The 20,416-nt window shown below is 37.0% G+C and carries 10 protein-coding genes; 7 read left to right on the top strand and 3 right to left on the bottom strand.

Annotated elements, in window-relative coordinates:
• The first annotated feature begins 25 nt into the window (after positions 1 to 25).
• The 7 genes from B5X51_RS12515 to B5X51_RS12485 all read left to right on the top strand — a co-directional run bounded on the left by B5X51_RS12515 (position 26) and on the right by B5X51_RS12485 (position 13,708).
• Entirely contained in the window at positions 26 to 1,936 is a 1,911-nt protein-coding gene (locus B5X51_RS12515) for a RagB/SusD family nutrient uptake outer membrane protein (protein ID WP_079721528.1), read from the top strand.
• A 118-nt stretch (positions 1,937 to 2,054) separates the two neighbouring features.
• Positions 2,055 to 3,593 (top strand): sulfatase family protein, encoded by a 1,539-nt coding sequence (locus B5X51_RS12510; protein WP_079721527.1) that lies wholly within the window; start codon positions 2,055 to 2,057, stop codon positions 3,591 to 3,593.
• Between the two features lie 112 nt (positions 3,594 to 3,705).
• Positions 3,706 to 5,382, top strand: coding sequence for a sulfatase family protein (locus tag B5X51_RS12505; RefSeq protein ID WP_079721526.1), 1,677 nt, complete (start codon positions 3,706 to 3,708; stop codon positions 5,380 to 5,382).
• A gap of 9 nt (positions 5,383 to 5,391) precedes the next feature.
• Positions 5,392 to 7,152: a beta-N-acetylhexosaminidase gene (locus B5X51_RS12500; protein WP_217699545.1), complete on the top strand. Its 1,761-nt coding sequence runs from the start codon at positions 5,392 to 5,394 to the stop codon at positions 7,150 to 7,152.
• A gap of 36 nt (positions 7,153 to 7,188) precedes the next feature.
• A complete protein-coding gene (locus tag B5X51_RS12495) occupies positions 7,189 to 7,980 on the top strand; it encodes a glycoside hydrolase family 16 protein (RefSeq protein WP_079721525.1) in 792 nt (263 codons plus the stop codon).
• 155 nt (positions 7,981 to 8,135) lie between these two features.
• Positions 8,136 to 10,808 carry a glycoside hydrolase family 2 TIM barrel-domain containing protein gene (locus B5X51_RS12490; protein WP_079721524.1) on the top strand — a complete coding sequence of 891 codons (2,673 nt, stop codon included), beginning with the start codon at positions 8,136 to 8,138 and terminating at the stop codon, positions 10,806 to 10,808.
• Positions 10,809 to 11,002: 194 nt separating this feature from the next.
• Positions 11,003 to 13,708: a glycoside hydrolase family 20 zincin-like fold domain-containing protein gene (locus B5X51_RS12485; protein ID WP_079721523.1), complete on the top strand. Its 2,706-nt coding sequence runs from the start codon at positions 11,003 to 11,005 to the stop codon at positions 13,706 to 13,708.
• Between the two features lie 589 nt (positions 13,709 to 14,297).
• Here B5X51_RS12485 and B5X51_RS12480 read toward each other — a convergent pair.
• From B5X51_RS12480 to B5X51_RS12470, 3 genes are all read right to left on the bottom strand, one after another.
• Positions 14,298 to 15,326 carry a TlpA family protein disulfide reductase gene (locus tag B5X51_RS12480; protein WP_079721522.1) on the bottom strand — a complete coding sequence of 343 codons (1,029 nt, stop codon included), beginning with the start codon at positions 15,324 to 15,326 and terminating at the stop codon, positions 14,298 to 14,300.
• 93 nt (positions 15,327 to 15,419) lie between these two features.
• Positions 15,420 to 16,829, bottom strand: a complete 1,410-nt coding sequence (locus B5X51_RS12475; RefSeq protein WP_079721521.1) for a RagB/SusD family nutrient uptake outer membrane protein — start codon at positions 16,827 to 16,829, stop codon at positions 15,420 to 15,422.
• A gap of 12 nt (positions 16,830 to 16,841) precedes the next feature.
• Complete coding sequence (locus B5X51_RS12470; RefSeq protein WP_079721520.1) at positions 16,842 to 20,342, bottom strand: TonB-dependent receptor; 3,501 nt, start codon at positions 20,340 to 20,342, stop codon at positions 16,842 to 16,844.
• Between the last annotated feature and the right edge of the window lie 74 nt (positions 20,343 to 20,416).

Genomic DNA, 20,416 nt, shown 5'->3' with positions numbered 1-20,416 from the left:
AAACTGGGATTAAAATTATAAACAGATGAAAAGAATATTTTTTGTATTTACTGTACTTGCCACAAGTATATTAACACAAAGCTGCGAAGATTATTTAGAACGTGAGCCCGAAGATTTCTTATCTGAAGAAGCTTATTTTAATAAACCTTCAGACCTGGAACTTTTTGTAAATAAATTCTATACCTCTTTTGATGTTAATTCAGAATACGGCCGAAATTCACTTTATGCTACAGATAGAAATAGCGATGATTTAATTGGCCCTTTTGAAGAGGAAAATTTATTGAAGGATTATAAATTGGTTCCTTCTTCTGCTGGTAACGGATTAGGCGATTGGAATTTCTCAAATATTAGAGAGACTAATTATTTTATTGAAACTATAGAAAAACGTATAGCTGCAGATGTATTAGATGCCGAGAACGCACAGGTGCGTCAATATCGGGGGGAGAATTACTTTTTTAGGGCCTGGTTCTACTTTAATAAATTACAGGCTTTTGGAGATTTCCCTATAGTAAAAGAGGTTTTACCAGATGATCTGGAAACCCTAATATTGGCTAGCAAGCGCGAACCCAGAAATGAAGTGGCGCGTTTTATACTGGAAGACCTTACCAAAGCCATAGATTTACTTCAGGATGGTGTATCTAAAAACAGGATATCAAGATCATCTGCACAACTGTTGGCATCAAGAGTAGCCTTGTTTGAAGGCACCTGGCTAAAATATCACCAGGGTACTGCAAGGGTTCCGGGAGGGCCAAATTGGCCTGGAGTATCTCAGCATCCTAACTTTTCTTATCCCTCTGGAAGTATTGCTGCAGAATCTGAGTACTTCCTGGACAAAGCCATGAAATATGCCGATAATGTTGCAGGTAAATATAATTTGTATAACGATTACCAAAAAATGTTTATATCGGAAAACCTGGAAAGTATAGATGAAGTGCTTTTTTATAAAAGTTATGGAATTGAAAATGTATTAGGTCACGGTGCAACACATTATTTACAACGTACCGGTGGCGGGGTAGGTTATACCAGATCACTGGTGGAGTCTTACCTTATGCAAAATGGATTGCCTATTTATGCCGCAGGTTCCGGTTATGAAGGTGACGCTACTTTAGAAGATGTAGTAACCAATAGAGATCAAAGACTACAGGTTTCTGTATTATCTGAAGGCGATGTAAGAAAGGAAAATCCCGATGGCTCAAAAGAGTTTTTTGACTATCCAGATTTAACTTCAGGTTCGGGTTGGCAAAGTGTGACTTCTGGTTACCAATTACAAAAATGGATGACTACAGACCCTACGCAAGCCGAATCTTCCACCTCTGGTACCACTGAGACGCCTATTTTTAGAATAGCAGAAGCTTATCTAAATTATATAGAAGCTTCTTACGAAAAAGAAGGAAGCCTAAACGGCAAAGCTACTACTTATTGGAAAAGCTTAAGAGAAAGAGCCGGAGTAGATACCGATATTCAGAAGACCATTTCCAATACTAATCTGGAGAAAGAGCGCGACCTTGCAAAATTTTCGGCAGGAAACGAGGTAGATGCTGTACTTTATAATATAAGACGTGAGCGCAGAAATGAATTTATTGCTGAAGGTATGCGTCTATTCGATATATACAGATGGAGTGCTTTTGATACTATGGAAAATTATATTGTTGAAGGCTTTAATCTTTGGGAAGAGTACGATGAAGACTATGGTACTCAAATAGAACAAGGGGAAAATGTATCTTATTCTCCAGAAAATGGAGGCTCTACTTATTTTCAGCCATTTAGAATAAAAAGTTCAAACCGAGCTTATGAGGGCTATTCATTCCCTGAAGCACATTACCTGGATCCTGTACCTTTAGATCAATTTACTTTAACTAACTCTGTTGATGCAGATGGGATTTTATATCAAAACCCAGGATGGTCTAAATCTGCTGCAATTCCGGCAGAGTATTAATAAGGTTTCATAAAAATATAAGTAAAAATTTAAATATATGTTTATTAACTATTAGGTTTGAATTAGCTTTAAAAGACAGGTTTGTTATGAACCTGTCTTTTGTTATAAAAATTTACAGATGAAAATTAACTTTAAATCCGGTATTTATTTCTTAGTGTTCATTTCGTTGGGCCTTATACCGTTTATTGCTAAAAGCCAAAGCAACAATCCGAACATTATACTTATTTATACCGATGATCTTGGGTATGGGGATATTAGCAGTTATGGAGGAGAAATCCCTACACCACATATTGACAATTTGGCTAAAAATGGTTTAAAATTTAGCAACGCCTATGCAACTGCGGCTACCTGCACGCCTTCGCGTTATGCCATGCTCACAGGAGAATATGCCTGGAGAAAAAAAGGGACTGGAGTGGCGCCTGGAGATGCTACCAGCCTTATTTTACCTGGACGCACAACGCTTCCAGGGGTTTTGCAGCAAGCGGGATACAAAACTGCTGCAATAGGAAAATGGCATCTTGGCCTGGGAAAAGAAGCTCCCATAAATTGGAATAAAGAAATTAAACCCGGCCCCTTAGAAATAGGTTTTGACTATGCCTACCTCCTACCTGCCACGGGCGATAGGGTACCAACGGTTTTCTTAGAAAATCACCGGATAGTTAACCTAGATCCGGAAGACCCGATAAGCGTAAGCTATCGCAAAAACATAAATGACAAGCCTACCGGAAGCAAAAACCCTGAGCAATTAAAAATGATGTATTCTCACGGTCACGATCAGAGTATTACAAATGGAATAAGCCGAATTGGATACATGAGCGGTGGAGAAAAAGCCCTATGGAGAGATGAGGACATAGCTGATGTATTGATAAAAAAATCGACTGGATTTATAGAAGAAAATAGCAATTCTCCATTTTTTCTTTACCTCTCAACTCATGATATTCATGTACCCCGCGTACCGCACGAACGTTTTGCCGGCACTACCGGAAAAGGTCCTCGTGGAGATGTTATTGTTCAACTGGATTATACGGTAGGTGCTATTCAGAAAAAGCTTCAGGAATTAAATTTAGAAGAAAATACACTTATAATTTTCACCAGTGACAACGGGCCTGTTTTAGATGATGGGTATGTAGATGGTGCGGCAGAAAGATTAGGTGATCACAATCCTTTTAGCAAGTTCCGTGGCGGAAAATACAGCAGCTTCGAGGCCGGCACAAGAGTACCGTTTATAGTACAATGGAAAGGTAAAATAAAACCGAACCAGGAATCTACTGCATTAATGAGCCAGGTAGACTTCCTAAGGTCTTTTGCTACCATGACCGGGCAACATGTAGCCAAGAACAAGGCTATAGACAGTCAAAACCAATGGAAAGCTCTTATAGGTGAGGAAAAGGATGGAAGAGAATCCCTGATACAGCAAGCTATTAGAAATGTATTGTCTTATGTTGAGGGAGATTATAAATATATAGAACCTAACTCTGGCCCATTAATGGTGCCCTGGGGTGTAGATATAGAAACCGGGTTTAATAAAGAACCACAACTTTACAACCTAAAAAAAGACCCCGGAGAAACGGAAAACTTAGCCATAAAAATGCCCGAAAAAACGAAGAAGATGAAAGAGGAATTAAAAAATATACGAAATGCTAAAAAGTTAAATTAATGTCTGCCCATATTGTTAAGTGTCTAAAACAGACTTACCATATAAGGCATAAAGCAGCTATCTAACTTAATACGTATGCATTAAATCAAAAACGAAAATCTAAATTAAACTCATGTCAAATTACAAAACTTTACTTTGCTCGCTAGGAATAGCAGCAGCCTTATTTTCTTGTAAGAATCAAGAAGAGAAAAAAAAGACAGAAGAAAGTAAACGTCCAAACATCGTCTTTATGATGTCTGACGATCACGCTTATCAAGCAATAAGTGCTTATAATAATAAGCTTATTAACACCCCAAATATAGACAGGCTGGCGCAGGAAGGTGTCCTTTTTGACAATGCCTCTGTAACCAATTCTATTTGTGCGCCTTCTCGTGCGGTTATTTTAACCGGGAAACACAGTCATTTAAATGGCAAAATAGACAACCTCAGCGAATTTGACACGACTAATGTAACTTTCCCGCAAATCTTACAGGATGCCGGTTATCAAACCGCAATGTTTGGAAAATTGCACTTTGGAAACAACCCAAAAGGCTTTGATGAGTTTAAAATCTTACCCGGCCAGGGAAGTTATTATAATCCCAGGTTTATAACTAAAGACGGTGATACGGTAATAGATGGTTATGTTACCGATATTATTACAGATCTTACCATAAACTGGCTGGAGGAAAAACGCGATAAGGAAAAACCATTCTTGTTGATGTATCTACACAAAGCTCCCCACCGTGCATGGTTACCAGCAGAAAGACATTACAAAGAATTCACAAAAAAAGAATTCCCATTACCGGAAACCCTTTTTGATGACTACACCCGTATTCAACCAGAAGACCTTAAAGCAAGTTCTCCCGATGCGTCTAAGGAATACAATCTAGATGAGCCAAAAAGCCGCAAAAGTACAGCTGCAAAAACGGCTGAAATGAATATTCTTACCCACATGATCCTTACTAATGACAATAAATTGAAAGATTCTACGGTTAAAAATTTGGGAATAAAAGAACGTTACCTGGGTGATCCTACCAATAGAATGAACAAAGAGCAAAAAGCTGCCTGGGATAGAATTTACGATCCAATAAACAAAGAGTTTGAAGAGAAATATCCAGATATGGATGATGAAGATTTAATGAAATGGAAGTACCAGCGCTATATGCAGGATTACCTGGGAACTATTGCTTCAGTAGATGAAAACGTAGGTAGAGTACTTGATTATTTAGATGATAACAACTTATCTGATAATACTATTGTGGTTTATACCTCAGACCAGGGCTTTTATCTTGGAGAGCACGGTTGGTTTGACAAACGTTTTATGTATGAAGAATCTTTTAGAACTCCTTTACTTATAAAATGGCCTAATAAAATAAAAGCAGGTATCACCGAAGAGGAAATGGTACAAAACCTGGATTTTGCACAAACCTTTTTAGATGCTGCCGGTGTGAATGCACCAGATGAAATGCAGGGTAAAAGCTTATTACCATTATTAACAGGAGAAAAAGAGGCCTGGGATAGAGATGCTGTTTATTATCATTATTATGAATATCCTGCAGAGCACGCAGTAAAAAGACACTACGGCATTGCTACCAAAGATTATAAGATCATCCACTTTTACTATGATGTAGATGAATGGGAACTTTACGACCGTAAAAACGATCCGCAAGAATTACACAATGTATTCTACGATCCAGATTATGCTGAAGTAAGGGAAATGATGATGAAAAAATTAGAAGAAACCCGGAAAAAGTATAAAGATTCTGAAGAGTTGGATAAGCAGTTTATTAAGGTTTACGAAGATAAATAAGCAGTAATTATGAAGATCAATTTCAAAAGAAACTCCGGAAATTTATCTCCGGAGTTTCTCTCACACAAAACACCGCAAGCTAGAGTAAAAGTTATTTCAGCTGATAAAAGTTTATGGCTAAAAAAAAGCTTTAGCGCTCTAATTCTTTTTCTATTCCTTTTTGGAGTATCTAATTCAATGCAAGCTCAGCTTATCCCCGCACCTACAAAAATGGATCTTGCATCAGGGGCATTTGAAGTAGATAAAAATACTTCTCTTCAATTTTCTAAAAACGATGGTTTAGAAGAAATGACCATCTATTTTCAACATCAGGTAAAACGTTTAAGCGGAATTCAGCTTCCGATAAATCAAACTGCAGGAAAGTCGATAAAACTGGAAATAGATAAAAATTTAGATTTAGCAGAAGAAGGCTATCAATTAAAAATTTCTGCAGATAATATTGCTATCTCTGCTCCTACTACCGCGGGTATATTTTATGGAATGCAGAGTATTCTACAATTATTCCCAGGCATACGCACTAACGAAAAAATTACGCTTCCGGCTATGGAAATTACCGATGAACCGGCATTTGGCTGGCGTGGTATGATGCTGGATGTGAGCAGGCATTTTTATTCCGTAGAAACTATTAAAGAAATTTTAGATTTAATGGCTTTCTACAAATTAAATACTTTTCATTGGCACCTTACCGATAATGAAGGCTGGCGATTGGAGATTAAAAAATATCCAAAACTAACCAGTGTTGGAGCCTGGCGGGAAGAAATTCCTGGTAGTGTTTTTTACAAAAAAGATTCTACTTATGCTGAACCATTAACCGGGAAGCCTTACCGTTATGGCGGGTTTTACACTCAGGAACAAGCCCGCGAAGTGGTTGCTTATGCAGCAAAACGGAATATTACTGTAATTCCCGAAATAGAAATGCCGGGACACTCTGCCGCAGCTCTTGCCGCTTACCCAGAATTCTCCTGCGCACAGCCAAAACAGGATCCTCCAGGATCAAATCTTTGGAACGATGTGACAGACACCGAAAATATGGCGTTTAATTATTGCGCCGGAGAAGAAGCCCCTTTTCATTTTTTACAGGACGTATTGGTGGAAGTCATGAATATTTTTCCTTCAGAATATATTCATGTGGGAGGAGATGAAGTAGATAAATCTTATTGGGAAAAATGTGAATCCTGCCAGGAAAGAATTAAAATAGAAAACCTGAAAGATGAAAAAGGTCTGCAAAGTTATTTTATAAAAAGAATGGAGAAATTTCTTCAGGCAAACAACCGTAAACTCCTTGGTTGGGACGAAATTCTGGAAGGTGGCTTAGCGCCAAATGCCACGGTAATGAGTTGGCAGGGTGAAAAAGGAGGAATAGCAGCAGCAAAATCAGGGCACGATGTAGTGATGAGTCCTAGTGATCCACTTTATTTTAATCGGTATCAGGCGGAACCGGAAGGAGAACCGCAAGCAGGCCCCTACTCTATAAATACCTTAAAACGAGTTTATAATTACAAACCGGTCCCAGCAGCATTAAGTGCAAAAGAGGCTAAATACGTTTTAGGCTCACAATTTGCGATTTGGACCGAGTTTATATCTTCGGTAGAGCATCTGGAATATATGCTACACCCAAGAATGGCTGCCTTTAGCGAAGCTGTTTGGAGCAATAGTGACGATAAAAATTTTGAGGATTTTACAAAACGCCTTAATCAGGGACATTATAGAAGATGGAAAAGTAATGGAATACGATTCCATTCAGATTATTTTGAGAAATCAGAATATTAACAATACACGATAAAAATATCTTCAAAACTAAATCAGATGAAACAGATAGTAATTATATTTTTTGCCTGTCTTGTAGCCGGATGTGGTACAGGAAAAGTCCAGGATAAACCCCAGGAGGAATGGGATCTAATTTGGCAGGATGAGTTTGAAAACGAAGGCAAACCCAATCCAGCTAAATGGTCTCACTCACCCAGAAAGTTGGCAGATTGGGCACGGTTTTGCACAGATTCAGATGCTACACGCTTCGTTAAAGATGGCAAATTACATTTGCGTGGCATTCTGAATACCAATAAAAATGATTCCGTAAAATACAATACTGGCTGTATTAGAACCACCGATAAATTTTCTTTTAAATACGGGAAAATTGAGGTGAAGGCTAAACTAGATAAAGGAAAAGGCTCCTGGCCGGCCATATGGATGATGCCACAAGACCCCGAATATGGTGGTTGGCCGCATAGTGGAGAAATAGATATCATGGAGCATCTAAATTATGATACCATTGTTTATCAAACCTTACACACCAATTATATAGATATTCAAGAGAAAAAAGATTATCCACCCTATTTTACTACCGTTCCATTTCAGGTAGATGCCTATAATGTTTATGGCGTAGAATGGTATCCTAATCGCTTAGATTTCTTTGTCAATGGAAAAAAGACATTTTCTTATCCAAAAATTGAAAATGCCGATTCCAAGCAATGGCCTTTCAACCAGGAGTTCTTTATTATACTGGATCAGGCACTTGGTGGAAACTGGGTTGGCAGCATAAAAGATGAAGATTTGCCCGTTGAAATGCTGGTAGATTGGGTGCGGGTTTATAAGCGATGATGGGGTGATGTGATGATACGGTAATTTGGGATTCGGGATTTGGGATTTGGGATTCGTAAATCATATTTATTATACATTTTTCAGAATACATTATATAATTTACAGTATACATTATACATTTTTCAGAATACATTATAAATTATACAATTAAAACAATGTTTTTAAAAAAGACTTTAGTACTACTGTTTTTAGCAATTGGGTTCACGATGCAGGCTCAACACCAACCCGAGTTTTCTACTGCGGGCTTTCATGAGTTGGAGGGAACCGGCCGAAACTCTTTTTCTATGAACCCAGCCTGGAGATTTCACAAAGGCGATCTAAAAGATGCAGAAAAGAAAAATTTTAATGATAAAGACTGGCCTGTAGTAAATATTCCTAACGGAATTGAATATCTTCCACAAGAAGCAAGTGGTGGTATTAATTACCAGGGGGAAGTATGGTATAGAAAGCACTTTACTCCAGATGCTGAATTAAAAGGCAAAAAACTTTTTCTTCATTTTGAAGCCATTATGGGGAAATCTAAAATTTACGTAAACGGAAAACTACTAAAGGAACATTTTGGCGGTTATTTACCGGCTATTGTAGATGTTTCCGATGCTTTAAATTGGGGTGAAGACAATGTAATTGCTGTTTGGGCAGATAACAGTAATGATCCCTCCTATCCTCCCGGAAAAGACCAGGAAGTTCTTGACTTCGCCTATTTAGGCGGAATTTATCGTGATGTTTGGCTAATCTCCCATAATCCCGTGCATATTACAAATGCCAATTATGAAAATGAAACTGCCGGCGGCGGACTTTTAGTTGCTTACCCTGAAGTTTCAGAAAAAGAAGCAAAAGTTTTGCTTAAAACGCACCTTAGAAATGAGAATGCAACAAACTTTCAAGGTAAAATAACCTATAAACTTTACAATAGTGAGGGTAAAGTCAAATTGAAAGTCAGTGAAAAGATTAACCTTCAAGCCAACGAGGCAGCACATTTTACTTCAGAAGAAAGTATTAGAAATCCGCAATTATGGGCACCTGAACATCCTCATTTATATGATTTGGAGGTTGAAATTAAAAACAACAAAGGAAAGGTAGTTGATGGCTACCGCAAACGCATAGGTATTCGTAGCCTGGAATTTAAGGGCGAAGAAGGATTTTGGCTAAACGGAAAACCTTATAACAAACCTATTATTGGTGGTAACCGTCACCAGGATTTTGCCTTGGTAGGGAATGCTGTTCCCAATAATGTGCATTGGAAGGATGCGAAAAAACTTAGAGATGCGGGAATGATTCTAATTAGAAATGCACACTATCCGCAAGATCCTGCTTTTATGGACGCAGCAGATGAGCTTGGCTTATTTGTTATTGTAAATACACCAGGATGGCAATTTTGGAATAAAGACCCACAATTTGAACAATTTGTTTACCAGGATATTCGAAATATGGTGCGTCGGGATCGCAGCAGGGCCAGCCTTTTTCTTTGGGAACCCATCTTAAATGAAACCTGGTATCCAGATGCTTTTGCCAAAAACACCAAAGATATTGTAGAAGCAGAGTTTCCTTATCCTAACTCTCATTCTGCCTGTGACCTGGAAGCAAAGGGAAGTGAACATTTTGATATTCTCTACACCTACCCTTTTGAAATGCTTCCGGAAGAAGAGGCAGATCCATCAAAAACTTATTTTACCCGCGAGTGGGGCGATAACGTAGACAATTGGAACTCGCACAATTCTCCCAGCCGGGTTTCTCGTGCCTGGGGAGAAAACCCGATGTTGGTACAAGCACAACATTACTCGGTACCACCGTACTCTTATATAAGTTATGATATTTTATATAAAACCAGTAAGCAGCATATTGGTGGTGCCCTTTGGCATCCTTTTGATCACCAAAGAGGTTACCATCCCGATCCTTTTTACGGCGGAATAATGGATGCTTATAGACAGCCAAAGTATTCCTACTATATGTTTGAAGCACAAAGAAATCCCGAAAAAACAGATCTTATTGCTGAAACCGGCCCTATGGTTTATATCGCCAATGAAATGACTCCGTTTTCTCCAAATGATGTAACTGTGTTCTCTAATTGTGACGAAGTAAGATTAACCAAATTTGAAAATGGAGAAACTTTTACGCATAAAGTAGATAAAGACAGAGAAGGTATGCCCTTCCCACCTATAGTGTTTAAAGATGTATATAATTTTATGGATATCAAAGAAAAGCACAGGGCCAGAAAAGCCAACGAGGTATTTTTAAAGGCTGAAGGCTTTATAGATGGAAAATTGGTGGCTACAGATACGATAAGACCGGCACTTAGACCAGAAAAAATTATGCTTTGGATAGATGATGAAAACCTGGATTTAAAAGCTAACGGATCTGATTTTGTTACTCTTATTGCGGCTGTAACCGATAAGGAAGGAAATATAAAGCGATTAAACAATAGTACCCTCGAATTTGAAATTTTTGGAGAAGGTGAGATTCTGGGTAATCAAAGCTATGTTGCCAACCCGCAGCAATTAAGCTGGGGCACCGCACCAGTTTTGGTAAAAACCACAAATATTCCGGGAGAAATTACGGTAAAAGCTTCTTTAAGAATGAAAGGCTCACAACGTCCAGTTTCAGGTGAAATCACTTTTAATAGTGTTTCTGCTAAAAAGAAAATGGTATATGATTCCGAAGAGTTGGCAGCTTATAAGTTAAATAGGAATTCAACCGTAGAACAAAGCAGTAAAAGCCAGGAAGAGCTTGAAGAAAAAGTTGAGAAATTGCAACAAGAATTAAATGCTATAAAACTTAAAGAAGTGGAACAGCAACAGGAAGATTTTGGCGGCAAAGAAGTGAATAATTAAAATAACAGTTTTAAATTTACAGAGTGTAATTAGTACGCGGCTAATGGTATTCAGTGACAACTGGAAGTATTGCCCAACTTATCTGAAATTCTAAATAAATAGACCTCACAGGTTATTAAAACTTGTGAGGTCTATTGTATAATAGCACTTATAAATACAAACATTTAAATCAATCTTAAATATCACCTATAATTATGAATAAAAAAAGTCTAAGAAATAAAATGAGCATTGCTATACCGCTCATTTTATTTGGGTTCTTATTTTCTGGGATGCAAGCGCAGGAAATTACTGTTATTCCTAAACCCCAGGAATTAATTTCTTCGGAAACGGAATTTAGCCTGGAAAAAACTCAGGATTTATGGATTAACAGCTCAAAGCATAATGATTTTGCCCTTCAGCAGTTAAAAGATGAATTAACGGAACAAATGGGAGTTGCTTCAGAAGTTGTAAAATCGCCTAAAAAAGCTTCTATTATTTTATATGCACTTGAAGAGAACCCCGATTCTAAAATAAAAAAGTACCTGCCTAATTCAGAAAAACTTCAGGAAATTGGAGAACAGGGATACTGGCTAAAAATTGAAGAGAATCAAATAAAGCTTATAGCCAATACCGAAAAAGGCTTGTTTTATGGGGTTCAAACTTTAAGACAGCTTATAAAAACTGCAAAAAACAAGAGTTTACCTGCTTTGGAAATTACAGATTGGCCTGCTTTGGAATATCGGGGCTGGATGGACGATATTAGTCGGGGACCAATTCCAACGCTAGATTTTATAAAAAATGCCATTCGCAAACTATCGCAGTATAAACTAAATTTTTTAAACCTTTATACCGAGCATACCCTTCGTAACGAGAAGTTTGCAGATATAGCACCTTTAGATTCTTTTACTCCAGAAGAAATTAACGAGTTGGAAGAATTTGCCGCACAATACCATGTTGTGCTTATAGGTAACCAACAGGCTTTTGGGCATATGGAGGAAATTTTAAAAAATCCTTTCTATGATGAAATAGCCGATAATAAATGGAATTTAAATCCGGGAAGTCCTGCTACCTATGAGTTTTTAGACGAGTATCTTGGCGATGCCGCCCAGGCTTATGACCATCCCTTCTTCAATATTGGCGCCGATGAGACCGATGGCCTGGGATCTGGAAAAGCAAAAGCTTTAGTAGATTCTTTAGGAATGGAAGCCGTATATGCAATGCATATTAATAAGCTGGATGAAATTCTAAAAAAGCACGGAAAACGAACTATGATGTGGGGCGATATTGCTGTTAACCATCAAGAGATTATAGATCTTTTGCCAAAAGACCTTATTATTCTTTCCTGGGGTTACGATCCCAGAGATAGTTTTGATCAGGCTATTATCCCGTTTAAAGAATCGGGCTTTGACTTTATGGTTGCACCCGGGGTGAGAAACTGGAGTGAGATCTATCCTAATCTAGATGTTGCCGTAAAAAACATTGCCAATTATGTGAGAGACGGAAAAGAATATGGAGCTATGGGAATGATAAATACCGCATGGGATGACGATGGAGAAACCTTATTCAATGCCAACTGGCACGGCATTATTTGGGGTGCAGAAATGGCCTGGAACCCAACTGAAAGCCAGGAAGAAACGCAGGCCAAAAAAGAGAGAGAAGGCAGGTTAAGCAGCTTTAACAAGGCTATGGATCAATTGTTTTTTGATATGGACAATGGCGAAAGCATCATGAAATCCTTAAATAAATTTAGGGAACTAAGGGAAATTCCGGTTTTTGGAAGTATGAGCAACGCTTCTATTTGGGGAAGTATTTTTGATTTCTATCCAAAAGAAGAAGTACAAAAAGTTAAAGATGCCAACAAATTAATGCTTAAAGAAGCAAGTGCACTTGCCAAAGAGTTGGAGGGAAAAATAGCAAAAACCAATTCGGAAAAGATAGTAGTTCAAGTTGCACAAAATGCGGCAGAAAGAGCAGCTTTTGCTGCTAAGAAAAACCTCTTTATTCTCGATTTACAGGAAGCTCACAGTAACCCGAATGCAATATCAAAAGATGAGATTAAACAAACCCGGGATGAGTTATTTAAAGAGTTGCATCAACTTAAAATAGATTATATCAATTTGTGGCAAGCTGAAAACCGGGAGTATTGGCTTACAGAAAATCTAAATAAGTATGATGAGACTGCTCGCGAACTCTTAGACCTGGAAACGCATGTATTTATAGATTCCGGCCAGGCCATACGCCCTGGAGAAATGGAGATTAGCTTAAGCACTCTTTATCCCGGTACAGAAATTAGGTATACAACCAATGGCGGGGAACCAACAAGAGATAGCGCGTTATACGAAGGAGCTCTAAGCGTTACAGAAAATGCAGAGGTTAAGGCAAGGGCTTTTAAAAACACCAAAGTAGGGGAAATCTCTGCTAAATACTTTAATGTGCATAAAGCCCTTGGAGCAAAGCCAAAAATAAAGGGCCGCGTGAGTACAGCCAATCCTGCTTATGCTGCGGGAGGTCCCGGCGGACTTACAGACGGATTAAAAGGCTCTGAAGATTTTGGTGATGGAAGATGGCAGGGATATGCCGGCCAGGACATTGAAGTGGTTTTAGATTTAAAAGCAAAAACCGAAATTAATGAGATTTCTGCAGATTTCTTTCAACGTTTAATTTCCTGGATTATGCTCCCGGAAAGTGTAGAGTTTTATGTTTCTAATGATGGAAAAGAATTTAGAAAAATAGCCGTTGCTGAAAACAATATAGATCCGCAAAAACAAGGTTTGATTATTGAGAATTTTTCTTCGGGAGAAATAAAAGAAAAAGCACGATATATCAAGGTTTTAGTAAAGTCTATGGGACCATTACCCGAATGGCATACCGGATCAGGGAAATCCAGTTTTATTTTTCTTGATGAAATTATAGTGAAATAATATTCGCTCAATTAACCTGAATCCCATCCTGAAAAATGGATTTTCAGGATAAATTAATTAAACCTCACAGATTTTGATACTATATAATTATCAAACTGTGGGGTTTTCTTATTTCTAATAAATTCAATTTTGATATTTTGAGATCACATGGGATCAGTGCTTAGATAGGTAATGACAAACAAGATTTAAAAATTATATTCCAGCCTTGAGTTTGAATAAATACTTAAGATCTATATCAGTATTTTAAATTAAATATCTGGTTTCGTTAGTTACTTCCCAATTGCAATGCAGCGAAGTTTGATTTTTGAGTATAGAGAAAAACAGCAATAACCAATTAGGCTTAGTATGAGTTGCAACGTCAATATTAAGAAAAACGGTTTATTATTAGTTTTCCTTCTTTAAACTTGAGTTCTATCTAAACTTTATTGTAGGTCAAAGACCTGTTTCTTTTTAAAATCCTTTAAGTGCCAAATAATCAAAAAATTTTAATTGGTGCGATTTTTAAGTTCTACCTGCGATTACAGGAAAATAAAAAAGCTCTTTCCCGTTAAAAGGAAAGAGCTTTTTATAATTATTTACTTATAAAAAATTAAATATCGAGTCCGTCAAGAACTTCTCTTAATTTTGGTTCTGAAGGTCTTGGAGCGTCATAGTCTACTATATTTCCTTGTGGATCAAGGATAATAAACCTTGGAATTCCCTGAATAAAATAATCCTGTACAAATTGAGACTGGTATTCATTATCGGCCAACAATTGGGTTCCGGTGAGTTCTTTATCTTCAATCATTTTTCTCCATTTATCTTCATCTTTCCTTGCGTCTATAGAAATACTAACAAATTTAATGTCTTTGTCTTTATATTCTTCTTCAAGTTTTAATAAAAATGGAATTTCATATTTACAGGGACCGCACCAGGTAGCCCACATATCTATATAAATATATTGCCCAAGGATATCTTTTAAAGATGAGGTACCGCCATTATAATTAATATAGTCCGTAAACTCTGGAGATGGTTTTCCTGGCGCAAGCTTAGCATTTATTTCCTTAAAACGCTCAAACTCTGCATCCATTTGCTTATTAAATGTTTCCAGGGATTTCTCCTGTTTATTTACAAAGTTAGAATCTAACTCCTCTTTATTAGCAGCTATTAATTCTTTAAAGTCTTCATTATATTGTTTAAGATCTTTCTTATAAGAATCTTCTGGTTGACTGAAAAAAGCTTTATAATCCTCAAATATGCCTGCAGCTAACTCATTTTTCTTCTTAAGAACATTATAAGTTATGCTTCCTTTTCCTGATGCCTCAGGTTTAGCAGCAGAATCTTTAAATTTTAAATTTAGCTCCATTCCGTTACTTAAATATAAAGGAAACATAGAACTGTAGCTAGCGTTAAAAAAGGTTGGGGATTCTAATCTTAAAGTATCCCGAAATCTTCCCTCTTCATCTACCTCTATAATTTCTGATTTTTGATTTTCATAATCATATAATCTAATCTTTCTATTTTCTATAGGATTTTTAATGGTACCGGAAATCACCGCATAATCCTTTTGTACTTCCTTCTCTTCATTACATCCCATTAACATAGTTGCAGATAGGACAATCATCAAAATTTTTCTCATTATTATTATTTTATTTTTTACACTAAAGCATTTAAGTTAAAAGAGGGAAGTAGGGCTCCCCCCTCTAACTTCAACTAATTCAAACATTTATTCTTAGTAACCGGAATTTTGTTCCAGTTGATTATTCGCTGTTAAAACTTTTAGTGGGATAGGTTTTATAAATTGGTTTTTATTATTCAAGGAAGCTTTAACATCAAAAGCATTTACATCGCCATAATTATGATATCTAATTAAATCAAACCAACCTTCTCCATTTTCGAAAAACAATTCAAGGAGTTTTTCCTCTCTAACTGCCTCTAACATTTCTTCAGGTGAGCTGGTTTCTTTTAACATAACTCCTGCTCTATTACGAATTGTATTTAGAGCTGCTAAAGCCTCATCCAAATCTCCATCTTCACGCACCTCTGCCTCAGCAAAAATCAAATAAATCTCTGCTAACCTAAGATGGTAATTCGTATTGGTTCTTCCATTTACAAAACTTTCATTTGGATATTTTGCATTTCTGGTACTTGCCTGGGTAGCTTCAGAATAGGCAAATAAGAACCTGGGGTCGTACCCCATTCCCATTCCTGTAAGTTCTCCTTCTCCTTCTACCTGTTTGTTGGCCAAACTATCTAATACAGGACTAGGATTTGTTTGCTTTACCTGATACATAGGAACCCCTCCTTCTGAACCTGGGGCAGCAAATGGAGCGAAAATTACTTCAGAAGAATTCATTTGATTAGCAAAAATGCTACTATAACTGGCTTCCAGACTATAGCCTTCCTCATTTTTAATCACTTCCATAGCAAGGTCTGAAGCAGCTTCGTAATCTCCAGCATACAATTTCACCTTTGCCAATAAAGCTTTGGAAGCTAAACTGCCTCCATAATAATGTTGTACCCCGGTAGGGCCATTTTCTACTGCATATTCCAGATCATCAAAAATTTGTTTATAAACGTCCTGTACGGTATTTCTTGGAGCGGCATCTACTGAATTAGAAAAATCCGTTTGCAATACTATCCCCATTGAAGAATCCATATCATAAAATTCACCAAAATTGCGCAATAACTTAAAGGTGGCAAATGCACGGTTAAATTTTGCTTCAGCTATAAGATGCTTTTGCTCTTCTTCTGAAATATCAGTTGCTTTTCCAGCTTCAATTTCCTGAATTAGAAAATTTGCCTGATTTATTATCTTATAGTGGGCATTGTAAATTTCGGTTAGAAGAGGGTTTTCTACAGGTATCTCATTAGTATTAAAACCTGTACTTCCCGAAAGTGCTGATATTAAAACACCCTCATTACCTTCAGCTGCCAATAAAATTGGATAATAGCCTAGATTAAATTGTCTCCAGCCCGAATATACACCATTCAATACCTGTTGGGCAGATTTCCCATCACGAATAACATTTTCGTCAGTAAGTTGATTTATAGGTTTCACATCGTCTACGCTACATCCCGTTAAGCTTCCTATACATAATAGAAACACTCCTAATTTTTTTGTATATGTTTTAAATTTCATCTTGCTAATTTTTTAAAATTGTAGTTGAACTCCCAGTGAATAAGATTTGGCAAGTGGATAAGGATCCTCATTATTGGCTCCATCTGTAATAGTTCCTCTTTCTGAAAAACTTTCAGGATCAATTCCTGGCCAGTCGCTTACCGTGAACAAATTAGATCCCGAAACAAAAATCGAAAACTTCTGTACATTAAGTGCGTCAAGGAAACTCTGATCAAAATTATAGGCTAACTGCAGATACTTCAACCGTAAGTAAGAAGAATCATACACAAAACGATCGTTTAATCTTGCATTTCTGGAAGGATCAGTATAAATAGCCTTTGCAAATCTGGCATCTGTATTGTCAGGACTCCAGGTATTTAAAGCATACTCGGTTAATTTATTTGGCCCAAGGTAATTAGAAGGTTGCGTGGTTATAGCACTCCAAACAGACTCTGCACCTACTGAATATTGAAAATAAGAAGAAAGACTTATATTTTTAAAACTGAATTTAGTATTAAAACCTCCAAAGAAATCTGGCTCTATAGATCCAATTTGCACCCTGTCTTCGGTAGTTATTTCTCCATCACCATTATTATCTTTAAACATATAATCACCTACTCCAAGAGACGCTCTATCATAAAGGCCAGAAGGTGAATTAGCATTAAGCTCGTCTACTTCTTCCTGAGTTTCTAAAATTTTAGCCACCTCGTAACCTTTAATGGTTCCTACAGGTTCACCCTCTATATAGTAATCTAAATTAAACTGATTGATGTTTGCGCCATTTAATTTTTCCAAAACATTGCGATTATACGCCCAGTTGGCATCTAAACTCCAGGTAAAATCATTGGTTTTAATAATATCACCTCCCAAAGAAATTTCCATTCCTTCGTTAGAAACATCCATTAAATTTGAAACATAAGTAGATGGGCCTAGTTCATAAGGTATAGGTGTGGGTGCCAAAGCTCCTTCTGTTTCTCTTTTATAAACGTCTACACTTCCGCGTAAGCGATAATCTAAAAGATCAAAATCTAAACCTAAATTAATTTCTTTTGTGGTCTCCCAGCCTACATTTCTGTTGGGAAGGGTATTAGAAGCTATAATCGCGGTGCTACCACCGTATAAATCACTTGAGGTTGTTGAGAAAAACTGTAAGTAGGCAAAATTTGAAATATTTGCGGAACCTACTTTTCCAAGACTTGCTCTTAATTTAAGATTGTTAACCAGCTTACTTTCATTTAAGAAAGCTTCATTTGAAATATTCCAGGCCGCAGAAATAGAAGGGAAATATCCTCTTTGGTTCTCAGGACCAAATTTTGAAGAAGCATCAGTTCTAAAGTTTAAGGTCGCGGTATACCTATCCAGGTAATCATAACTTAACCTGCTAAAAAAAGAGTTGATTCCGTTTTCTGATTCAGAGTTGTTATAACCTAAAACTTGTTCTGCCGAACCGGGATTCACTAAAATATCTTCATCGGGAAACCCAAGGAAGAAATAGCTATCTGAACTTATCTGTGTTCTATCCCATGCATATCCACCAAGAAGATCAAAATTATGATCCTTTAAAGAAAACGTATAATTAGCCGTTAAATTTGTAGTAAGGTTAGTAGACCTGCTTTTTGACGTTGTTAAGTAAGAAGAATTAGGAAATCCGAAATTGGTTTGAGCCGAACCGGGAGTAAAAATAGAATTATCCCTATCGAATAATGCTGCGTTTATTTCAGCTTTCAGGTTAAGGTTTTTTAAAGCTTCTACTTCTAAATATCCATTTCCTATAAAATTATAATTCTCAGAATTATTTTTATGCTGCAACCTAGCTACCGGACTTGGTTCAAAGGTTGGAAAACCATATTGAAAATCTGGTAAAGGAATAAGATTGCCATCTTCCCCGCGATATGGAACATCTGGTCGCGCTACAATATTCGCTGTATTCACATTGTATTGACCATCTTGTGCGCCCTCTCCAGATTCTGATTTATTATACCCAAGGTTTAAAGATACCCCGGTAGTAATTCTATCAGTAATATCGGTATTAACCGCTGCCCGCGTATTATAAAGTTTAAATTCATCATTTATTACTAATCCTTCCTGGTCACTACCAGAGATTCCGAAGGTGTAATTAGTATTTTCACTACCTCCACTAATCCCAAAATTTGATTGGTTCGTGATTGCAAATTCTCTATAGACCTCATCATTATAATCAATATCAGAATCTCCGAATTGGGAATCTAAAAGTCCGTTATAAGAAAAACCACCGGTAGTTGGATCAAAAGGAACATCGGCTAAATTAGCCAGATCAAAACCATAGAAAAATGGTACACGCCCCTGGTTCACGGCTTCAACACTATTAGAAATAAGTTGATCGTAAAAATTTCTATACTGAGATGAATTTAAAGAGTTTAAAGTATTTATAGGCTTAGCAATGGTAGTATTATAACTAAAGTTAATCCTTGCCTTTTGGTTATTTTCGCCCGATTTTGTTTTCACAATTACCACCCCATTTGCTCCCCTGGAACCATAAATAGCAGTGGCCGCAGCATCTTTTAAAATATCTATACTTTCAATATTATCTGGACTAATAGCCAATAATGGATTACTGGTACCTCCATTAAAAGTACCGGGCAAAGCATCTATATTAAAAGGAACACCATCTATAACATATAAAGGTTGATTTAAGCTTCCAGATAATGGAGAAGTATAACCTCTAATATTTAAACGAATAGGTGCACCGGGACGACCTGTATTTTGAGAAACCTGTACTCCCTTAGCCAAACCACCAAGTGCACGATCAAAGCCTATAGTACCGGTAGAGGTATTCTCTATATCTCCCGAACCAATGGAAGAAACAGCACCAGAAACAGAACTTCTCTTTTGTTTTCCATAACCAATTAACACCACCTGACTTAATTCGCCTAAATCTGGTTTTAATTGTATATCTATATTCGTTCTTCCTTTAAGTGCTACTTCCGTCTTTTGAAAGCCCAAATAAGAAAATATTAATGTTTGCTCTGTGTCCTGCACTTTTAATCGGTACTCACCGTTTTCATTAGTGGCAGTCCCCATGTTTGAAGCCTTTTCAATAACAGCTACGCCATATAGCGGCTTACCAGCTTCATCAGTAACTTTACCGGTTACAATAAATTCCTGGGCTTTTGTTACGGTATCCTCAATTTCCGATAGTGCTTTGGAAATTATAATTTGATTTTCAAAAACTTGATAAGAATTACTCGTACCGTTAAACAAGTACTTTAATACAGCACTTAGTTTTTCTTCTTTCACATCTAACGTGAGCCTTCTTGCAGGGTTTAGTTCTTCCTGGTTGTAAAAAAACCTGAAATTGGTTTGATTTTCAATCACGTTAAACACTTCTAGCATATTAGCATTACGAACGTGAATATCTACATTCACATCTTGAGCATAAGTACCAGCTTTGATTTGAAGGAAACAGAAAATAAATAGAAAATAGGTGAGCTTCATCTTTAAGTCGGGTTTCAGCAATAAATGAGGAAATCCCTTTAAATTAAATGGTTTTTTCATAATTTTGATAAGATTTAGTTAGTCAATTTCTAGGTTAGTTAAATCGTTTTTAGAGGGGATGTTGGCGCATCCCT

The sequence above is a fragment of the Salegentibacter holothuriorum genome, from assembly GCF_900168045.1.
Taxonomy (GTDB): Bacteria; Bacteroidota; Bacteroidia; order Flavobacteriales; family Flavobacteriaceae; genus Salegentibacter; species Salegentibacter holothuriorum.
This window is presented reverse-complemented; position numbering and strand designations above follow the sequence as displayed.

Excerpts from the sequence above, each read along its gene's own strand:
- B5X51_RS12490 (WP_079721524.1), top strand. The coding sequence starts at position 8,136 with ATGTTTTTAAAAAAGACTTTAGTACTACTGTTTTTAGCAATTGGGTTC.
- B5X51_RS12500 (WP_217699545.1), top strand. The coding sequence starts at position 5,392 with ATGAAGATCAATTTCAAAAGAAACTCCGGAAATTTATCTCCGGAGTTT.
- B5X51_RS12510 (WP_079721527.1), top strand. The coding sequence starts at position 2,055 with ATGAAAATTAACTTTAAATCCGGTATTTATTTCTTAGTGTTCATTTCG.
- B5X51_RS12475 (WP_079721521.1), bottom strand. The coding sequence starts at position 16,829 with ATGAAATTTAAAACATATACAAAAAAATTAGGAGTGTTTCTATTATGT.
- B5X51_RS12515 (WP_079721528.1), top strand. The coding sequence starts at position 26 with ATGAAAAGAATATTTTTTGTATTTACTGTACTTGCCACAAGTATATTA.
- B5X51_RS12505 (WP_079721526.1), top strand. The coding sequence starts at position 3,706 with ATGTCAAATTACAAAACTTTACTTTGCTCGCTAGGAATAGCAGCAGCC.
- B5X51_RS12485 (WP_079721523.1), top strand. The coding sequence starts at position 11,003 with ATGAATAAAAAAAGTCTAAGAAATAAAATGAGCATTGCTATACCGCTC.
- B5X51_RS12470 (WP_079721520.1), bottom strand. The coding sequence starts at position 20,342 with ATGAAAAAACCATTTAATTTAAAGGGATTTCCTCATTTATTGCTGAAA.
- B5X51_RS12480 (WP_079721522.1), bottom strand. The coding sequence starts at position 15,326 with ATGAGAAAAATTTTGATGATTGTCCTATCTGCAACTATGTTAATGGGA.
- B5X51_RS12495 (WP_079721525.1), top strand. The coding sequence starts at position 7,189 with ATGAAACAGATAGTAATTATATTTTTTGCCTGTCTTGTAGCCGGATGT.